The 19,532-nt window shown below is 41.6% G+C and carries 11 protein-coding genes and 1 pseudogene; 11 read left to right on the forward strand and 1 reads right to left on the reverse strand.

From position 1 onward, the window contains the following. Positions 1-561 precede the first annotated feature (561 nt). The gene (locus AB1A65_RS09125; protein WP_366588091.1) at positions 562-1,230 is read right to left on the reverse strand and encodes an NUDIX domain-containing protein; all 669 of its coding nucleotides are present in this window, start codon (positions 1,228-1,230) and stop codon (positions 562-564) included. Positions 1,231-1,812: 582 nt separating this feature from the next. Here AB1A65_RS09125 and AB1A65_RS09130 point away from each other — a divergent pair. From AB1A65_RS09130 to AB1A65_RS09180, 11 genes and pseudogenes are all read left to right on the forward strand, one after another. After that, on the forward strand, positions 1,813-1,971 hold the full coding sequence (locus tag AB1A65_RS09130) for a hypothetical protein (RefSeq protein WP_366588093.1): 159 nt from the start codon (positions 1,813-1,815) through the stop codon (positions 1,969-1,971). A gap of 33 nt (positions 1,972-2,004) precedes the next feature. Continuing rightward, positions 2,005-3,192 carry a mannonate dehydratase gene (gene uxuA / locus AB1A65_RS09135; protein ID WP_366588095.1) on the forward strand — a complete coding sequence of 396 codons (1,188 nt, stop codon included), beginning with the start codon at positions 2,005-2,007 and terminating at the stop codon, positions 3,190-3,192. Then, positions 3,189-4,586 carry a glucuronate isomerase gene (gene uxaC / locus AB1A65_RS09140; RefSeq protein ID WP_366588097.1) on the forward strand — a complete coding sequence of 466 codons (1,398 nt, stop codon included), beginning with the start codon at positions 3,189-3,191 and terminating at the stop codon, positions 4,584-4,586. Before uxuA ends, uxaC begins: the two co-directional genes overlap by 4 nt. Positions 4,587-4,616: 30 nt before the next feature. Continuing rightward, positions 4,617-4,866: pseudogene (locus AB1A65_RS09145) on the forward strand (PfkB family carbohydrate kinase); the annotation flags it as partial. 402 nt (positions 4,867-5,268) lie between these two features. Continuing rightward, positions 5,269-9,384, forward strand: a complete 4,116-nt coding sequence (locus AB1A65_RS09150) for a two-component regulator propeller domain-containing protein (protein ID WP_366588099.1) — start codon at positions 5,269-5,271, stop codon at positions 9,382-9,384. A gap of 266 nt (positions 9,385-9,650) precedes the next feature. Further along, positions 9,651-12,707 (forward strand): TonB-dependent receptor, encoded by a 3,057-nt coding sequence (locus tag AB1A65_RS09155; protein WP_366588101.1) that lies wholly within the window; start codon positions 9,651-9,653, stop codon positions 12,705-12,707. Between the two features lie 17 nt (positions 12,708-12,724). Continuing rightward, a complete protein-coding gene (locus tag AB1A65_RS09160; protein ID WP_366588103.1) occupies positions 12,725-14,209 on the forward strand; it encodes a RagB/SusD family nutrient uptake outer membrane protein in 1,485 nt (494 codons plus the stop codon). Between the two features lie 94 nt (positions 14,210-14,303). After that, a complete protein-coding gene (locus AB1A65_RS09165; RefSeq protein ID WP_366588106.1) occupies positions 14,304-15,350 on the forward strand; it encodes a glycoside hydrolase family 130 protein in 1,047 nt (348 codons plus the stop codon). Positions 15,351-15,353: 3 nt separating this feature from the next. Next, complete coding sequence (locus tag AB1A65_RS09170) at positions 15,354-16,595, forward strand: MFS transporter (RefSeq protein WP_366588108.1); 1,242 nt, start codon at positions 15,354-15,356, stop codon at positions 16,593-16,595. Beyond that, positions 16,582-18,312: a hypothetical protein gene (locus AB1A65_RS09175; protein WP_366588110.1), complete on the forward strand. Its 1,731-nt coding sequence runs from the start codon at positions 16,582-16,584 to the stop codon at positions 18,310-18,312. The genes AB1A65_RS09170 and AB1A65_RS09175 overlap by 14 nt, the downstream gene beginning before the upstream one ends. Before the next feature lie 284 nt (positions 18,313-18,596). Beyond that, positions 18,597-19,403, forward strand: a complete 807-nt coding sequence (locus tag AB1A65_RS09180; protein ID WP_366588112.1) for a membrane metalloprotease — start codon at positions 18,597-18,599, stop codon at positions 19,401-19,403. Positions 19,404-19,532 lie beyond the last annotated feature (129 nt).

The raw sequence follows: 19,532 nt of genomic DNA on the forward strand, positions 1-19,532 counted from the left end.
ATGTTAATCCACGGATGAATCGATTTTAAACACTTCGTTTGCCCTGCTCACTTTAATCCGCTGTGAGTGGTATTCCTTAACCGCCCTATCCACTTATCAAAAAAATGCCTAAATTAGTGGTGTAAAACTCCCATAAGTTTTGCCTCTGGATGTGCCGATTTGAACACGGTTCAGGGTTCGGTTAACTGGTCTTAGTTAACGGTGTAAAAAATTGAAAATCAACTACTTATGTTTAGCGGGATGGGCCTGCCACCCCGACTTTAACATATTAAAAACAGGCAATCAATTAATTTCCTGTTTTTTGTTTAAGGCTAACTGCAGATAGCACCAATTCCAAGGAAAATGAATTAAAAGGAAACCTTTAGGTGGTCTACCGCTTATAAAAGTGTATTAAGGTTAAGGGATTTAGACTTCAGATTAGAATTGAGAGATGGGGAATTACTTTTTAAGTGGATTCAATGCTTAAGGATAAAAGATATTTTGCTACTCTGTGCCACAGAATAAAAATTGATCACCATCAAAATGAGGTAGGTTGTGCCACTAGGCTGTTTGCACCTCTTATTATTTTAATTTGTACAAAAATGGACCACCCTGTACTCCCTTTTTTTTCTTTCCGGTGTTCTCTAAAACATCCATCTGAAGTATCTGTTTTCTGAAATTCCGTCTATCTAGTTTTACGTCCAAGATATCTTCATAAAGACTTTGAAGCTCGTGCATGGTAAATTTCCTGGGTAATAGTTCCCCTACAATAAGTTTATGCTTTAGGTTGTTGCGGAGAAAGGAATAAGCTTCGTTGATGAGTTTTTCATGATCATAAGCAAATTTGTCTGGAAGTTTATCTATGTCAAACCAGTCGATACTCGTTACATTCCCTTTTAATGTGAGCGGGTGGTTCTCTGGTTTTATCAATGCATAAAAACAAATTGTGATGACCCTTTTTAAGGGGTGCCTATCTAAATCCGTGTAAGTTTTCACTTGTTGAAAATGGATATCCTTAAAACCTGTCAGTGTAAACAGCACTTTTTCTGCGCAATCTTCTATAGTTTCACCTTCCTCCATCACTCCCCCGGGAATATGCCAGTGGTTCTTGTAATATCCGAATGACCTTTTGATTAAGAGTATTTTAAGTTTTCCCCCTACATATCCGAACACAGTTATATCTGCTGTGACCGAGCATTCAAAAGAATCTTGTTTTACCTGGATTTCTTGGAGACTTTCTTGTCTTGTCATTTAGAATTGATTGAATCTCTACGAGGTATGCAAAAAAACTATACCTTTAAAAACTGTGTAAAAGTAACACAAAAAGTGAAAACGATGTCGAATGTTGCTCTGCAAAGAGCATCAAAAAACATCAAAAATAAGGAATTAAAGGGCACAGTGCCAGTAATCCACGGTGGGTATGTATTGAGCTTGGTTAAGGTATTGTGCTGTTTAAGTCAACCATTTATGAATAGATTGAAATTGCTTTGTATTGCCTTATCTACAAGAGAAGTTAAAAGTAAAGATCCACCTTGGTCTAAATTATTGTTTTATGATGTGCCCTGGGTAACAATATCCTGAACATTTGTATTTCAAACAAAATACTTTTTTTTGGAAATAAATACAAGTTCAAAGGGCTAAGAGTAACTAAAGCTTAACGGGAATCTCTTTAGGAAAAACCAATGTTTTTTCTACTTTCCGCAATTTTGTTTTTGATATAAAATTAATTTTTAACCGTTGGGGATGAAAATATCTATATATTTACAACTGTGTTAAAAGTACGCAGAAACTAAAATTTGGTATTGAACCTAGAGCCAACCCCCAAAAAAATCTATGGAAAATCCAAAATGTAGAGAAGTACAGGAAAAAGTGTTGGCCGCTCATTTTTCGAAGGTGGGTACTGCCCCTTGTTTGGGTAGCGGCCAATCAAAATTTGTTTCTGGTATTGCGGTTCCCATTGATGGTGGATTCAATGTTTTTAGTGGTACATAAAAACAGTAGCGTGGTGACAAAAAATCAACTTTTATGGGTTTAGAACAAACATGGCGATGGTATGGTCCCAAAGACCCAGTTTCCCTTTCTGATATTAGGCAGGCCGGAGCAACTGGAATAGTGACTGCCTTGCATGACATTCCCAATGGTGATGTTTGGCCCATTTCTGAAATCAATAAACGAAAGGAAATTGTGGAGGCCGCCGGCCTAACATGGTCGGTAGTGGAAAGTATACCTGTTCATGAGGATATTAAAAAAAGAACAGGAAATTATCTTGAGTTCATTGCCAATTACAAGCAAAGTATTGAAAACCTAGGTTCGTGTGGAATAGATACCGTGTGCTACAACTTTATGCCCATTCTGGATTGGACCCGTACCGATCTTTCCTATAAAATGCCAGATGGTTCGTATGCGCTTCGGTTTGATGCCACCGAATTCGCGGCATTTGAACTCTTCATTCTCAAACGTGAAAAGGCTTTTAATCACTATTCTGATGATGCCGTTGTACGCGCCATGGACAAATTCAATGCAATGGACGAAGATGCGAGGAACAGCTTGGTCCAGAACATTATCGCCGGATTGCCAGGGGCTGAGGAGGGCTATACCTTGGAACAGTTTCAGAAAGCCCTGGATACGTACAATACAATAGGAGATCAAGAACTCAGGCAAAATCTGTACAGTTTTATCAAAGAAATAGGGCCCACTGCTGAAAAAGCAGGTGTTTTTCTGGCAATTCATCCAGATGATCCACCATACCCAATGTTGGGGTTGCCACGAGTGGTAAGCACAGAGGAAGATGCCCAAAAATTGCTTTCAGCTTATGATAGTCCACACAACGGACTGTGTTTTTGCACAGGATCTTTTGGGGTGAGGGCGGATAACGATTTGGCAGGAATGGCCAATCGTTTATCGGAAAAAATCAACTTCATTCACCTCAGAAGTACCAAAAGAGATGATTTGGGCAATTTCTTTGAGGCAGACCATTTGGATGGTGATGTGGATATGTATGCGGTAATGTATGAACTGCTCAAAGAACAAATCAAACGTGGCAAAAAAAATACAAAGAACCACCGCATGCCCATGCGTCCAGACCATGGGCATCAGATGTTGGACGATATTCAGAAAAAAACAAACCCAGGATATTCAGCAATAGGCCGCTTACGGGGACTTGCAGAACTCAGGGGGGTGATGTACGGAATTGAGAGAACCTTGGAGTCATGACATTTATAAAAGACAACTTTTTACTGGAGACACCATATGCAAAGCAATTGTATCACGATTATGCCAAGGAAATGCCCATCATTGACTATCATAATCATCTTTCTCCAGAGCAAATAGTCAATAACCATCAGTTCAAAAATATAACGGAGGCGTGGCTGGCTGGGGATCATTACAAATGGAGGGCAATGCGAACCTTGGGAATAGATGAGCATTACATTACCGGAGGGGCATCAGATGAGGAAAAGTTTCAAAAGTGGGCAGAAACCGTACCATTTACGCTAAGAAATCCCTTGTATCACTGGACACATTTAGAGTTGCAACGTTACTTTGGTATTGAAGATTTGCTGACAGGAGCGAATGCAACGCAGGTTTACAAGAATGCCAGCCAACAACTCCAAAAAGGCAGTCATGGTGCTGTTGGTCTTTTACAACTGTTTAGTGTGGAAGTGGTTTGTACAACGGATGATCCTATTGATTCGTTGGAGCATCATCAAAAAACAAAGAAGAACGGCATTTTACCAAAGATGCTACCCTCCTTCCGGCCGGATAAGTTATATGCCATTGAAGATCACACTTCCTACAAATCGTATATTGAGCGTTTGGGTGAAGTGGCGGATATACAGATAAAATCTTATGGTGATTTAATAGAGGCCGCCAAGAAGAGAATCATGTTTTTTCATGAAAATGGTGGACGTCTTTCAGATCACGGATTGGAACAATTGTATCATTTTAAACCAAACACGTTTGATGCTGAGGTAATCTTTAAAAAGGTAGTCAATGGGGCAGATTTGATGCCTGATGAGATAGGCTATTTTAAGTTTGAAACCTTGATGCATCTTTGTCGGGAATATCATAGATTGGGTTGGGTGCAACAATTTCACCTAGGAGCACTTCGGAATACCAATGCAAGAAAAATGACACAATTAGGCCCTGATACCGGATTTGATTCCATAGGTGATTTTTCCCAAGCCAGCGGACTGGCCGGATTTTTAAATGAATTGGACAGCACAGATCAACTGGCAAAAACCATACTCTATAATTTAAATCCTGCCTATAATGAAGTCTTCGCCACCATGGTTGGAAATTTTAACGATGGTAGCATAAAAGGTAAAATGCAATTTGGATCGGGGTGGTGGTATATGGATCAGTTAGACGGTATGGAAAAGCAGATAAATGCTCTTTCCAATATGGGGTTCTTGAGCTGCTTTGTGGGAATGCTCACAGACTCAAGAAGCTTCCTTTCTTTTCCAAGACATGAATATTTCAGGAGACTTTTGTGCAATATTTTAGGAAATGATATAAAAAAAGGACTCTTGCCAAACGATATGGCTTACATAGGAGGTTTGGTGCAAGATATCAGTTACCGAAATGCCAAGGCTTATTTTAACTTTTAATAGAAGAAAATTAAGTTGAAAATCAACTGAATGAAAAAAGTCATAGCGTTCGGTGAGGTAATGTTGCGACTCTCGCCTCAAGGTTTTTCGAGGTTTTTCCAAGCCAACAATTTTGATATGGTTTATGGAGGCCATGAATCCAATGTGGGCATTTCATAGGCCAATTATGGTGAGCCGGTTGAATTTGTGACCCGTTTGCCAAAAGTGATATCGGGGACTGTGCCCTCATGGAAATGCGAAAGCCGGTGTTGGCACGGATAATATAATTTTTGGAGGGGATTGATTGGGCTAATTCTAAGGAATGAATTTAAAAAGAAGTTCATCGTGCAGCCACACAGGCTGAACCATTTCGAATAGATGGGTATACGATAAGCGATTTGCTTTTTTAGCGGATTTAGATAAACTACCTATCGAATAATATGAACAATAAGACGCCTCTCTGAATCAAGGAAAAGCTTAAAAAATGAGAGTCATGACCAAGTTGAATTTAATTGTAGGTTTGATTTTAGGGTTTGTGTTTTATGTTTCTTGTTAATCGGAAAAGGTTTAGCGACATTGCTCCCTGAAACTTTCACTTACTTTGATTCTTATTTGATACTTTTATTTCATGTGGAACTATGAAAGAACACTGGTTTTTTTGTCATTGCTAGCCTGCTTAATAAGGCTACAGGGTTTGTACTGTATGTCAAATCAAGATTCTTTGGTCAACCCACTTTCGGGAAAAGCTCCTTTGAACCATTTTTCATCAGAGACAGATTATATTCTAAAACAACTTGATAATGCAACAGGAATATCACACAGTTCCGTAAATACTGTTTTTCAGGATTCTGACAATATCCTATGGTTGGGAACATGGGATGGACTGAACAGATATGATGGTAACAGTTTCAAGGTTTTTAGGCCCGAGCTCAACAACGATACCTCTTTGAGCAATCAGGTGGTGTTAAAGGTAACTGAAGATGCACAGGGCGATGTTTGGGTACTCACCATGCATGGTATAAATAGATATGATAAACAAACGGACGATTTTGAACGATTCTATTTTTCAAAAAAGGACAAGGTCACTTTAACGGATACTGAATTCAACATGGCTTTATCTCCTGACAAGAGGCTCTTTGCATATGCCAAGGAATGGGGAATAGGAATGTTCAATCAAGGTTCTTTTGAAAAGGTTTGGGACGATACACTGTTAAAATCTCCGATTGTGCAGATGAAGTTTTTGGAAAATGAGAAGCTCCTTGTTTTGGATGCATCAGGTCAACTTTTCATGCTTCAACTTCAACAAGAGATGGGAATGGTGAAGGCCATGGGGCATACAACACTTGTAGAAAATATACTCAGTTTTGAGTCTTTGGACAAGGAAAATCTCCTTTTGATCAATTTTGAAGGTACTCCCATTATTTTCTCCACTAAAACAGAGAATCAGGAAAAAATGGAACTGGACAAACCTAGTTCAGTGATTGGTTCGGTAAAGGATGGTGTTGTGATTTCATCGGATACCCAACACTTTTTGGTGGGAAAAAACAAAGATGTATCTACCCCAAAATGGTTAAGTATGTTGAATGGCAACAAACTTACAGCTCTGTTTGAAGGAACTGAAGGGATTTATTGGGCCGCAACGGATGGAGAAGGGGTTTTTCGGTTGCATCAAAACAACAAGCCCTTTCACGGATTGTCTGGTCAACAAATCCCGGACTTTGAAGGAACTATTGTCCGTTCCTTCCTTGAAGTTCCAAATCATTCTTTTTGGATAGGAACAAAGGGTAAAGGGGTGTTTCGTTTCCCATCGGACTTTTTGGGTCAAAAAAATGAAAAATTAAAGTATGTCAATCTTAATCAAGAGAACAGTGGCCTTAACAATGCGGCCTATTCACTGCAACATACCAAGGAAGGCTTCCTGCTCATTGGAACCGATGGTCCTGGGATTTCATTATATGATTTAAAAGAGGACACCTTTGTGCCATGGGATGAAATAAAAGGAACATCCAACTTGCCACAATTTAGGTCTGTTTACGCGCTGTACCAAGGTGAAGATGGTATAATCTGGGCAGGAACCAGTGGATTTGGACTTGTCCGATTTAAGCTTATCCGCGCAAGTAATGGGGTGTGGTTGAAAGAATTTGAACAATATATGGGGAACAGGGGCGAAATAGGGGAAATAAATAGTAACATGATTTACTCCATTGTACCCAGAGACCATGAGTCTTTATGGATAGGTACACGTTTGGGAGGTTTGAACCTTTTTAATAAAAAAACGAAGACCTTTAGTGTATACATGCACGATGAAGGTAATCCAAAAAGTTTGTCCAACAATGATATTCTTTGTATGTACAGGTCTCCTAAGGGAGAGTTGTGGATTGGCACGAGCTTTGGCCTTAACCGGTATACGGGTGAAAGTGAATTTTTGCGTTATACGGTGAAAGATGGATTGCCCAGCAATACCATACATGGAATTACTTCAGACAGAGCTGGAAATATTTGGGTGAGCACCAATTATGGCCTTTCAAAATTCGATATTGCCGATCAGGTTTTTTATAATTACACCAAGGAAGAAGGGTTGCAAGACAATGAGTTTGGTGACGGAGCCGCCTATGCCGGTACGAAGTACATTTTTATGGGGGGACGAAAAGGCTTTAACTATTTTGTCCCAGAACGGATAAATGCCTCGGTTAGGGTACCCAACCTTTTCATCAATAAGATAAGTGGTCAGGATGGAAGTGCGCCCTATGATCAAAATTTGGTCATCCGTCCAGAAGGATTTTCACCTTCGGTCATCAAGTTGAAACATAACCAGAATTTTCTTAATATCGAGTTCTCTGCACTGACCTTCATCAACAACAAGAAATGTAGATATGCCTATCAACTAAAGAATTTTGACCCTGATTGGAATCAAATTGGTTCCAGGACCAATCTTTCGTTCACCAATATACCCTCTGGGAAATATGAGCTCTGGCTTAAATGGACCAATGGGGATGGAGTATGGAGCGAACCCGTGGAAGCTGTCCGGTTCAATATAGCTCCAATATTCTGGCGTTCGGTCACAGCGTGGATACTTTATTCCGTGCTTTTGATACTTATTATTCTTTTTGCTTTGGAATATTATAAGAAAAGAAGATCACTGGCACATAACATCCTAATACGTAAACAGGAAGAAAGGGCACATGAGAATCGGCTGGATTTTTTCACCAATGTGGCCCATGAACTTCAGACCCCACTTACTTTAATGGTGGCCCCGGTCCAAAAGTTGGGGGAAACCATGTCTTTTGATGAAAAGGCCAAAAAGTATTTTGATATGGTGAAGAAAAACACGTCTAGACTACTTTTTCTAACCCAACAGATTTTGGAGTTCAGAAAGGCTGAGGATGGGCATTTAAAAATAAACAGTGAACACTTTGATTTGGTGAGTCTTGTGGAACAGATAGCGGAGCTTTTTGATGAAATGGCCCTCAAGAAAAACATCAATTATGAGGTAAATCTGCCCAAGAGCCTCATGGGGTGGTTTGATAAGGATTTGATTGAAAAAATTATTTTTAATCTTCTCTCCAATGCATTTAAGTATACCCCTGAAGAAGGCCTCATAGAGCTGGATATTAAAATACATGAACTGGATGGGGAAAGGAACCTGGTCCTCAACATTGTAAATTCTGGAAAAGGAATTCCAAAGGAAAAATTGAATGATATATTCGAGAAGTTCTATCTCTTGGAGCAAGACAAGGAAGTTGGGTCAAACATGTTTAGAACAGGAATTGGGCTGGCCTACACCAAAAAACTAGTGCAATTGTTGAAAGGTAACATATCAGTTGTAAGTGAGCCTAACAGAAACACCACATTTAGGGTGGCGTTCCCGTGTGGGAAAGCAGATGTTTCAGGAGAGTTGTCATCAACCACACCATATATCTCCCAGCACCTAAGGGATATCACTGATCAAGGCGAGGAGAATCAAGATACAAAATCGGTTTATGGCAAACTGGAGACTTTGGAACAGCAGACCAAAATAAAGCAGGACTACGTACTTGTGGTGGAAGATGACCCTGAGGTTCAATACCTTTTGGAAGAACTGCTGGGAAATGTGTATTATTTAGAAACCGCATCAAACGGTGAAAGAGCCCTTGACCTTATTAAAAAGAAAGAACCCATCCTTATTCTGAGTGATGTAATGATGCCCATTATGGATGGGGTGGAACTCTGCAAGCGGGTGAAGAATAATTTGGATACCTGTCATATTCCTTTTGTCATGCTCACGGCAAAGGACTCTATGGACCATAAAATAATAGGGATAGAAAGTGGGGCCAACGATTATATATCAAAACCTTTCCACCCAGACTATTTGATGATGCGAATCCAAAAGCTGTTGGAAGAACGGGAGCGTATGTTGAAACACTTCTCCCAAGGTTCACCTTTTGAAGATTTAACAGCCCTGATCACGCAGGATGATGATAAGCTATTCATTGAAAAACTTATGGGGCTTATTGTCAGCAATATGGAAAACGATAAGCTTCAAAGTAGTTTTATAGAGCAGGAGTTGGGTATGAGTTCATCTCAACTCTATAGAAAAACCAAGGAATTGTTAAACTTTTCGCCAGGGGATCTTATCCGAACAGTGCGATTACGGCATGCCTCTGAGCTTCTTCGAAAAACAAATCTAACGGTTACAGAAGTATGTTATCGTTCTGGATTCAATAACAGATCATACTTTTATAGGGAATTCAAGAAATTGTTTCACAAGACCCCGAAGGATTATCAACTGTTTCACAAGAAAGACCTTCCCCAAGAGCAAACCATTGAAAACGATAAATAGTGGAAATCCGGGAACCCACTTCTTTCCAACACTTAATATCTTCTACTTGTTGAACCGCAAAGATATCCCCGAGGCTACTCGAACTGCCCCTTTTTGAAAATTTAAATATTTCATAATCAGATTTTTAAATCAAGGTGTACACTTTTGATAATATAGTGTACACCTGCGAATTGTACCATCTGTACATTTGATAGATCGCGAAATTCATAAAATACCAACAAACAAAATGCACACTAACAATTTCAAACAAACTAAAATTGCGAAATATGAAATCTAACTCATTTTTAAAAGAATCGTTCATCGCATTTTTTCTGTTCATGGGTATATGCACCGGGCATGCCCAATTAAATGTTTCAGGATATGTTTCGGATGGACAGGTCCCCATACCAGGTGCCAGTATTGTGGTCAAGGGAACTTCTTCTGGTACGGCAACTGATTTTGATGGGAACTTTACGTTGCAGAACGTAGCCACCGATGCTATCTTGGTGGTAAGCAGTATTGGCTTTATGCCAATGGAAATAGAATTAAATGGTAGAACCCGTATCGAAGTGGTTTTGGCCGAAGATGCCCAACAGCTGGATGAAGTAGTCATAGTAGGGTATACCTCGCAAAAGAAAGCTGATCTTACGGGAGCAGTTGCAGTGGTAGATGTAGAGAATCTTGAGAAAACAAGGGTGGCCAATGTGTCCCAAGCACTTCAAGGGCAAGTGGCAGGTGTACAGGTAACCGCTAGCACAGGGGCCCCAGGTGATCCCGTTGAAATACGGATACGAGGCGAAGGAACCATTGGCAATAATAATCCATTGTACATTGTGGATGGAATCCCTTCCAGGGATATTGCATTTATGAACCAAGCCGATATTAAGTCCATTACTGTTCTCAAGGATGCTGCGGCCGCCGCTATCTATGGTTCCAGGGCATCAGGAGGTGTGGTGGTGATAACCACAAAGCAAGGAGCAAAAGGAAAGATGTCCTTTAATGTGGATTATTTCAATGGATTCAATAAGGCCACCGACCTACCCAATATGCTCAATGCTGAGCAGTACATCAATACGCTCGAAAAAGCTTGGGACAACACCTATACCGGGGATAATCCCTATACCGCTGATCGCGGCCGCTCCGATTTCGCCGACACTAATTGGTTGGATGAACTTTTTGAAACCGGACGTACGCAGAACCTGCAATTGACTGCCAGTGGCGGAAATGAAAAATTACAGTACCTAATGTCCTTGGGGTATTTTGGTCAAGATGGAATTGTAGTCTATGATAACGACAGGTATCAACGGATAAATTACAGAACAAATATAAGTGCTGATTTGACAGATCGTATCAAGATTGGTACCAACCTCCAACTTTCTTATGACAAGAATGATTTGGTGGCATCAAGGGGGGAAAGTCTTATTCGGTATGCCCTCCTCAGGGCACCTGTGATTCCTGTATTTAAGGATGAAAACGATCCCACCTATTCGGAAAGAGATCCCTTTACGGACATGCCGTTCTACACCGAAACAGGTTATGATGCTGGGTTGCAGCGCAGTATGTACGAAATGGTGGGCAACCCCATTGCCCGGGCCTATTTCACTGACAATACGGAGCGAATGTACAGGACATTTGGCAACGTGTTCGGGGAATATCGCTTTTTAAAGGATAAGAATTTGACATTCAGAACAAATGTGGGTATTGACCTTTCATTTTTCCATAACAAAGTGTTCAATGAGAATTATGGCGATGATGATGGAGGTGGGAACGCCATTGATGCCGGTTTGGGAAGACAAAACAGGCCCAACAGCTTAAATGAATCTAGAGGGGAAGCCTTTACATTGACCGTGAACAACACCCTTAATTATAAAACTCTTTTAAACGAAAAGCATGATTTAAGTGCCTTAATCGGAATGGAGTACATCACAAACTATGCCTCATCAATTGGGGCCAGTAGGGCAAGGTTCCCGTATACCACTGAGCAATTCCGTTATTTGGACTATGGTGGTACCGAGTTGGATATCTGGAACAGTGGATCTGCATCGGAATGGGCACTTTTCTCTTATTTTGGGTCGGCTTCTTACTCCTTTGACAACAAATATTTGATTACAGCCAACCTAAGGGCTGATGCCTCTTCCCGATTTGCGGAGAACAACCAGTGGGGGTATTTTCCATCGGTTTCGGCAGGATGGAAAATTTCGGATGAAGCCTTTCTGAGCGATGTGGATTGGTTGTCCAATTTAAAGTTCAGGGCCAGTTGGGGTATTCTTGGAAACCAAGAAATAGACAATTATACCTATTTGACATTGATCAGTCAGGAGAACGGTATCGTAAAGACCAATCGCTTTGGAAATCCAGACCTAAAATGGGAAAGTTCGGAACAGACCAACTTTGGGGTAGATCTAGGGCTTTTCCAGAACAAGTTGAACATAACGGCAGAGTATTTCAACAAATACACCAGTGATATCCTATTGCCCATAAGCTTGCCATCCATTGTAGGGAACGTTCAACCTACAATCCTTAATGCAGGAGAGGTAAGGAACAAAGGTTTTGAACTGTCTGTCAACTATCAGAATTCCGATAAGGAATTTAAATACAGCATCAATGCCAACTTGGCCACTTTGGACAATGAGGTGGAAAAATTGCACCCCAATCTCCCCAACATTGTGGGCGAGGTAACGCGTACCACTGTAGGGCAACCACTAAATGCCTACTACGGATACCGCATGGAAGGCATCTATCAGAATCAAGCTGAGATTGATGAACACCTTAGCGGCACTCCAAATCCGTCTGCTAAGCCCGGGGACATCCGCTTTAAGGACTTGAATGGAGATGGAATCATAAGTGCGGACAATGACCGTGAATTCATTGGATCGCCCATTCCCGATTTAACCTTTGGTTTGGCATTTAACTCCTCTTACAAAGGATGGGATTTTTCCTTTCTTTTTCAAGGCGTGGAGGGTGTAGACCGATATAACGATGGAAAGAAAATCGTAGATTACGATACCAGGCCGTTCAACTTTACCACTGCAATTTTAAATGCCTGGGATGGCGAGAACAGTACCAACAGTGTGCCCCGGGTTGCTTTTGAGGATAATGGCAGCAGCAGGATATCCAGTATTTTTGTTGAAGACGCCTCCTACATCAGGCTCAAGAACATTGAATTGGGGTATACCCTAAAGGATATCAGCGGTATAAACGCCCTAAGATTATATATTTCAGGCCAGAACCTTTGGACCTTCACAGACTATACGGGCCTAGATCCAGAAACCACGGATTTGATAGATAAGGGTACCTACCCGAGCTCAGCTTCAGTACTCCTTGGACTAAATGCTAAATTCTAATCACAAAAAAAATCAAGATGAAAAAGCTATATAAAACCTTTTTGCTACTGTTGTCTTTCACGGTTGTGGTTTCCTGCACCAGTGAACTCGACAACGATCCCATTGGTCTGCTTACTTTGGACCAAGTAGATACCGATCCTACCATGGAAACGGTTGAATCTGCGGTTGAATCCGCGTATCAACCGTTACGGAATACCTTGAACAGTATTATACCCGGATGGCGTTGGGACCTTGGTACCGTATTCCGTAACGATATTATTTTGCAGGATATGGCAGCCAATGACATGAACAAAAAATGGAATCCGGACGGTGACCAAGCCTGGATGGACGAAATCGGGAACTTTGTGTTTACACCCGAGAATCAGGCATTCAACGGGATTTGGACATACGACTATGAAGGTATCAGTAGAAGTAACCTTGCAATAGGTTTTTTAACCGATGATGAAGTGGTGCAAAAGACAGGGATATCCTCTGCTAGAAGAGATCAGCTTTTGTCTGAGGCGTACTTTCTTAGGGCCTATTACTATTTTGATTTGGTGAACAACTTTGGTGATGTCCCATTGATCTTAAAATCCCCGGAATCGTTTGAAGAGGCTTTTTCGGTATCGGTAAGGGCTCCCAAAGATGAGGTAATGGCCCAAATTGGGGTCGATTTGCAAACGGCAAAGGATCTTGCCCCGCAGGTAAAACAAGATGCCACAGACCCGTGGAGGGTTTCCGTGGGAGCCATTATTGCACTACAGGCGAAATTAGCCCTTTATGGCGAAAACTGGGCTGAGGTTCTAAGTTTTATTACCCAGTTGGACAACTTGGGCTTTTATGACCTAAATGATAACTATTTTGATGCCTTTGATGCCGGGATGGAGTTTAACGACCAAGAGGTCATTTTTGCCTACGATCACCGATCAGGTGAAAATCCAGGCAATGGTAACGGACTGGCCGCTGTTTCTGGTTGGGGCTTTTTTGCGCCTACCGATGATTTTCTTACTGCCTTTGAATCTGATGATCCCCGCTTGGATTACACAATAAATGTGGATAACCAACACTCTCCTAAGATTATGGGGTCTTTGACCGAGTATAAAGGGAATGATGATTCTCCGGGCAACAAGATTTACATCCGCTATGCCGATGTGCTACTTTGGAAGGCCGAAGCCCTGAACGAGAGTGGTAACCCCTTGGAGGCCGTTGCCATTATCAATCAAATTAGGGAAAGGGCCCGCAATACACCTACCGCAAGCGGCGAAGTTGTACCTGCGGGTACGTTGCCAGACAGACCCAATAGTAACGATCAGGCCCAGGTGCGATCATGGATCCAATCGGAAAGAAGGGTGGAGTTAGGTTTTGAATCACAAAGATTCAATGACCTAAAGCGATGGGGCATTGCACAGACCGTACTTCAAGATTTGGGCAAAAACTTTCAAGCCCACAATAATTTGTACCCCATCCCGCAAGCAGACATAGATAAATCAGGAGGTTCTATAATCCAAAATCCCGGATACTAAATCTGAGAAAACCTGAAAAGGGTAGTGGCAGGTAAAGCACTTGCCACTATCCAAACAGGTTGAATTACTCTCCATTAACACAAGACATATACGTATGAAGAAGGTTGTGGCCCGCCATGGGCAAAATCCTTTATTGTCCCCAAAGGACTTAAAACCAAGCCAGCCCCAAATGATCATTGAATGCCTACTGAATCCCGGTGCATTCACCTTCAATGGAAAAACAGGCATTGTTCTTAGGGTGGCCGAACGCACAAAACAAAAAGAAGGAATGGTATCTGTGCCCATTTATGACGAAAAAGGACAGTTGAAAATAGTGGACTTTTCCCTTAAAGACCCAAAATTGGACAATTCAGATGCCCGCGTCATCACTTATGATGGCGAACAGTACCTCACCACAATATCCCATCTTAGGATTTTGTTCAGTTCGGATGGTATAAACTTTAAAGAATCTGATGAATTTCCCCCACTTTTTGGTCAAGGCGCTTATGAAAGTTATGGAATTGAAGATTGCCGTGTGTCGCAGATAAAGGACACCTACTATCTTACTTACACCATGGTTTCTCCCAAAGGCGTGGGTGTTGGGTTGAAAACCACCACCAACTGGAAGGATTTTACTTCCCATGGTATGATTTTTAGTCCGCACAATAAGGATTGTGCTTTGTTTGAAGAGAAAGTCAACGGACGGTACTATGCGTTCCATAGGCCCAGTAGTCCAGAGCTTGGCGGAAACTATATGTGGATTGCAGAATCCCCTGATGGAATTCATTGGGGCAACCACAAATGTATCGCCAGAACCCGTCCCAATGCATTTGATAGTGCCAGATTGGGTGCCGGGGCCGCCCCCATAAAAACAGAAAAAGGATGGCTGGCCATTTATCATGGGGCAGACCACAAACACAGATATTGCCTTGGTGCTTTGTTGTTGGACCTCAACGACCCATCCAAAGTAATATCCCGCTCGCAAACACCCATTATGGAACCCGAGGAAATCTATGAAAAGGAAGGATTCTTTGGTGAGGTCATTTTTACCAACGGTCACGTAGTGGATGGAGACGAAATCCACATGTACTATGGAGCTTCGGATGAATACATGGCATTGGCTACCCTATCCATAACCCAAATTCTCAACACCTTAAGCTAAAAGATGGAAAAATCAATTGGAATAGGATGGGGAGATTTCTCCAGAAGTGCCAAAATTCTTATCATCACCAATCTTGTTTACGCATTTGTATTACCAGTGGTGGATATTTTTGTGGCCTCCTACATTATGCGAAATTCAAACGACCCCGCCAAGGTAATGCTGTACCAACTGGCCATTTACTCCGGAATACCTTTGACATTTCTGGTAAATGGCTACCTGTTGAACCGGATAGATGTAAAAAAACTGTTTTCTTTGGGCATGCTCCTCAGCGGTGTTTCCATGGTAGTGATGATGTCTCTGGACGAGATCAGTTATTTGGGGTTGACCATGGCCGGTCTCATCATGGGAATGTCCTTTGGGCTCTACTGGTCCAATCGGGATTATTTGGTACTGACCACCACTTCGGATTTCACCCGTAATTTTTACTACGGTCTGGATACTTTCTGTTACACGGTTACAGGGGTACTTGTACCCATTATGGTGGGCTGGTATCTTGTTAATGGAGACTCCATGGCCAACGAAGGCGTTAATTTACGCTACCAAATGGTCACCGTGGTTGTTTTTGCCATAACCATACTCGCCTCTGTGATTTTTCACATGGGGTCGTACGAAAAACCCAAGAGCGAAAAATTTCTCTACTTTAAGTTTCATCCTGTCTGGAAGAAGATGATACAGATGTCGTACTTAAAAGGATTGGCCCAAGGGTTTATTGTAACCGCTCCGGCCATGCTAATGATGACGTTCTTTGGTTCTGAAGGAACCTTGGGCACGGCCCAATCCGTTGGAGCCTTGATTGCTGCGTTCATCATGCTGCTTTTGGGCAAGTATTCCAAACCAAAGCATAGACTGGCCATATTTAGTGTGGGTCTGGTATGCTTTTTCTTGGCCGCTTTTTTCAACGGATTGCTGTTTAACGCCACAGGGGTCATCCTGTTCATGTTGTTTTTGTTGATTGCACGGCCAATTCTGGATATTGCGTATTTTCCCATTCAATTAAAATTGATAGACGTTTTGGCCAAATTTGAGGGAAGAAACGAGTTTTCATATATTCTCAACCATGAATTTGGATTGTACGTAGGGAGGTTTATAGGGGCATTGACCTTTCTTGCACTTGCCTATTTTGGAAGCACTGAAATAGCTTTACGATATGCCCTTTTGATTATAGGAACACTGCAACTGATTTCCATAATAATTGCTAAACAATTGTTGAAAAAACAAAAAGAACTGGAACATGAAATGGAATAACATTCTTCCTGCCATAGCAGGGACTTTTTTGATCTTGACGACCTCTTGCAAAAAAGATGAAAAAGCAGCACCGCAGCCCGTTGCCCAAAAACCTATTGCACGTATAGACAGCATGCCTTTTATGCCCAAGCCTTATAAAATCCTTGATTTTAAAGATTTGGCACTGTTCTATGATCGAATTGTATACGACAGTACCCAAACAGGCGAATATTGGCCTTTGGTCTGGAAGGATACGAGCAAGAAAAATTTTGATCAGGAAACCTTTGGGATCTATACTGCCCTTGGTGATGCCAGACAAGGCCCGGAAAACAATCAGGGAATGTTCCACGAATCCCTGAATACGATAAGCTCTGTTTTAGGCGCCTCCTTGGTGGGCATAGACAAGTCCGACCAAAACGGAGAGGATTATGTGGGCATGCTAAAAAATTATTTTAATTCAGAAACAGGCTGGGACATCATCATGAACAATACTTGTCCGGAAGTGGCCCTCTTGGGGGGTGGCTATGGCAGGGACTGGTGGTATGACGTGTATCCCAACCTACTATTCTACGGAGTGGCCGATTTCTATCCGCAACACCCCGATTTTGAGCGCTTGCAAAAATCCATCGCTGATCGTTTTTATGAAGCAGATTCCATATTGGCTGGAAATTATGGACATACGTTTTTCGATTATGGAGAAATGGAGCCCAAGGATAATTGGATTTGCCACCAAGAAGATGCCGCAGCAGGGCATGCGTATGTGTTGTATGCAGCATATCAAAAATTTAAAGAACCAAAATACCTTGATGGTGCTAAATCTGCTCTTGAGGCACTTTTGTCCCTGGAAGAAAACCGTTTTTATGAGATTTTAATGCCTTTTGGGGCATACACAGCAGCACGTTTGAATGCAGAGCAGGGAACAAATTACGATTACCATAAGGTACTGGATTGGACTTTTAATGGAGACTCCGTATGTCGTGAAGGTTGGGGAGTGCTGTTGGACAACTGGAACGGATATGATGTATCTGGGCTGGTAGGCAGCACTGTGGACCATGGGGGCTTTGCCTTTTTAATGAACACCTATGACACCATGTGGCCCTTGGTGCCCATGGTACGCTACGATACACGTTATGCTTCAACCATTGGAAAATGGATGTTGAATGCCTCCAATGCCTCCAAATTCTTTTATCCCTACGAAATGGCCGATGACCATCAGACTCTGTCCAACAAAAAAGAGCATACAAAGGGGGTGATTGCTTATGAAGGACTGATCAAGAATGTGCATTTGGAGGGCTATCCCAATATGGAGGCCCCCATTGCCATTGGGGACGGCCCTCATTGGAACCCGAAGAATCCTGATGTATCCCAGTTCAGTGTTTATGGCAGTGGTCATGTGGGTATTGCAGGGGCCATTATAGAAAGTACCGATGTGCCGGGAATCCTAAAGTTGGATTGTTTGGCCACCGATTTTTATAAAAATGAATCGTACCCTACGTTTTTGATGTATAACCCTCATCAGGAATCCAAAACGGTAACGTATCTGTGCCAAAGCAAGCAAAAAGTTGATTTGTACGATATTGTTTCGCACCAAATGGTTGCCAAAGGGGTGGACATGAAAGAGAATATTGAGATTCCGGCAGACCAAGCAAGGGTTTTGGTTGAAATTCCTTCGGGCAGCACTATAAAGGAAGAAGAAGGAAAATATGTGGTAAATGATGTTATAATTGCTTTTATGTAATTCCAAGTGAATAAAAAAAAGTTTCAAGAAAGGCTGGGTGTCGTTGAATGCCTATTGATAAAATATAGTTAGTTCAGTTAGTTTTTTTAAAGGGAAGGGATTTTGTCTTTTCCCTTTTGCATGTTATGCAATGACGGTTTCAACTCATAAACGCACAAAATAATTTAAGGATGGTACGACCGGCTAAAGCAAATTAAAAGTAATTGACAAATTGAAAAGGTAAGTGTCCACAGCCTATTTTGTATGGAACAATACTATGTGCCGTACATCCTCGTTATGTAAATATGACACTGGAAAATAAATTATTATTGCGACTGATTGGTTTACCTCTACTACTGTTAATTATTGTTTTTGGATGTTCCACTGATGGGGAATCTGGGCCAATTGAAAATAATCTTCCTAATGGAACGGATGTTTCACAGAACAGAAAGGCGGTGGGTGATTCAGCCTCGGATTTGTTGGATGACACAAATTTCACCGAAATTTTCATTGAAATATTTTATGTTTCCGGATTGAAACCAACTGAGAGCACTTTGGATAATTTTAAAAGCTTTTTATCACAGAGACTTAATAAACCCGATGGAATCTCCATTGAACTCACTGAAATTTCATCTCCAGGTCAAGATGTATACTCAATTACTGATATAAGAAGTCTTGAAGATGAGATTCGTACAGCCTACAACCAAGATGGAATCATAAAAGTTTTTGGACTTTTCCTTGATGGGGAATACTCAGAGAACACGGAGAACGGCTCTGTTTTGGGTGTGGCTTACCGCAATACTTCCTTTGTGCTGTTCGAAGAGACGATAAAAGGGTTCAGCGGGCAACCTTTGGCCCCTAGTACCACAGTTCTGGAGACTACGGTTCTTAACCATGAGCTTGGACATTTATTGGGATTGGTGAACGCAGGCACTCCACTGCAAAGTGCACATCAAGATGAGCCCAATGGAAGACATTGTACCACTGAGGATTGTTTGATGTATTGGACAGCGGAAACAGGTGAGGGACTCGTCAATATGATAAGTGGGGGCACCATTCCAGAATTGGATGAGGCCTGTTTGGCAGATTTACAGGCTAATGGGGGTAAGTAGTAGGCACCTTTCACAATAGAAAATCCGGCTACATGCTTATAAGGTCATTTGCTGATTGCATGGTATGTAACGCAGCGGTCTTTTAGTTACAATAAATCCTATATTATAATGGGTTGATGTACTCCTTCG

Origin of the sequence: Allomuricauda sp. ANG21, assembly GCF_040705235.1 — a bacterium.
GTDB lineage: Bacteria > Bacteroidota > Bacteroidia > Flavobacteriales > Flavobacteriaceae > Flagellimonas > Flagellimonas marina.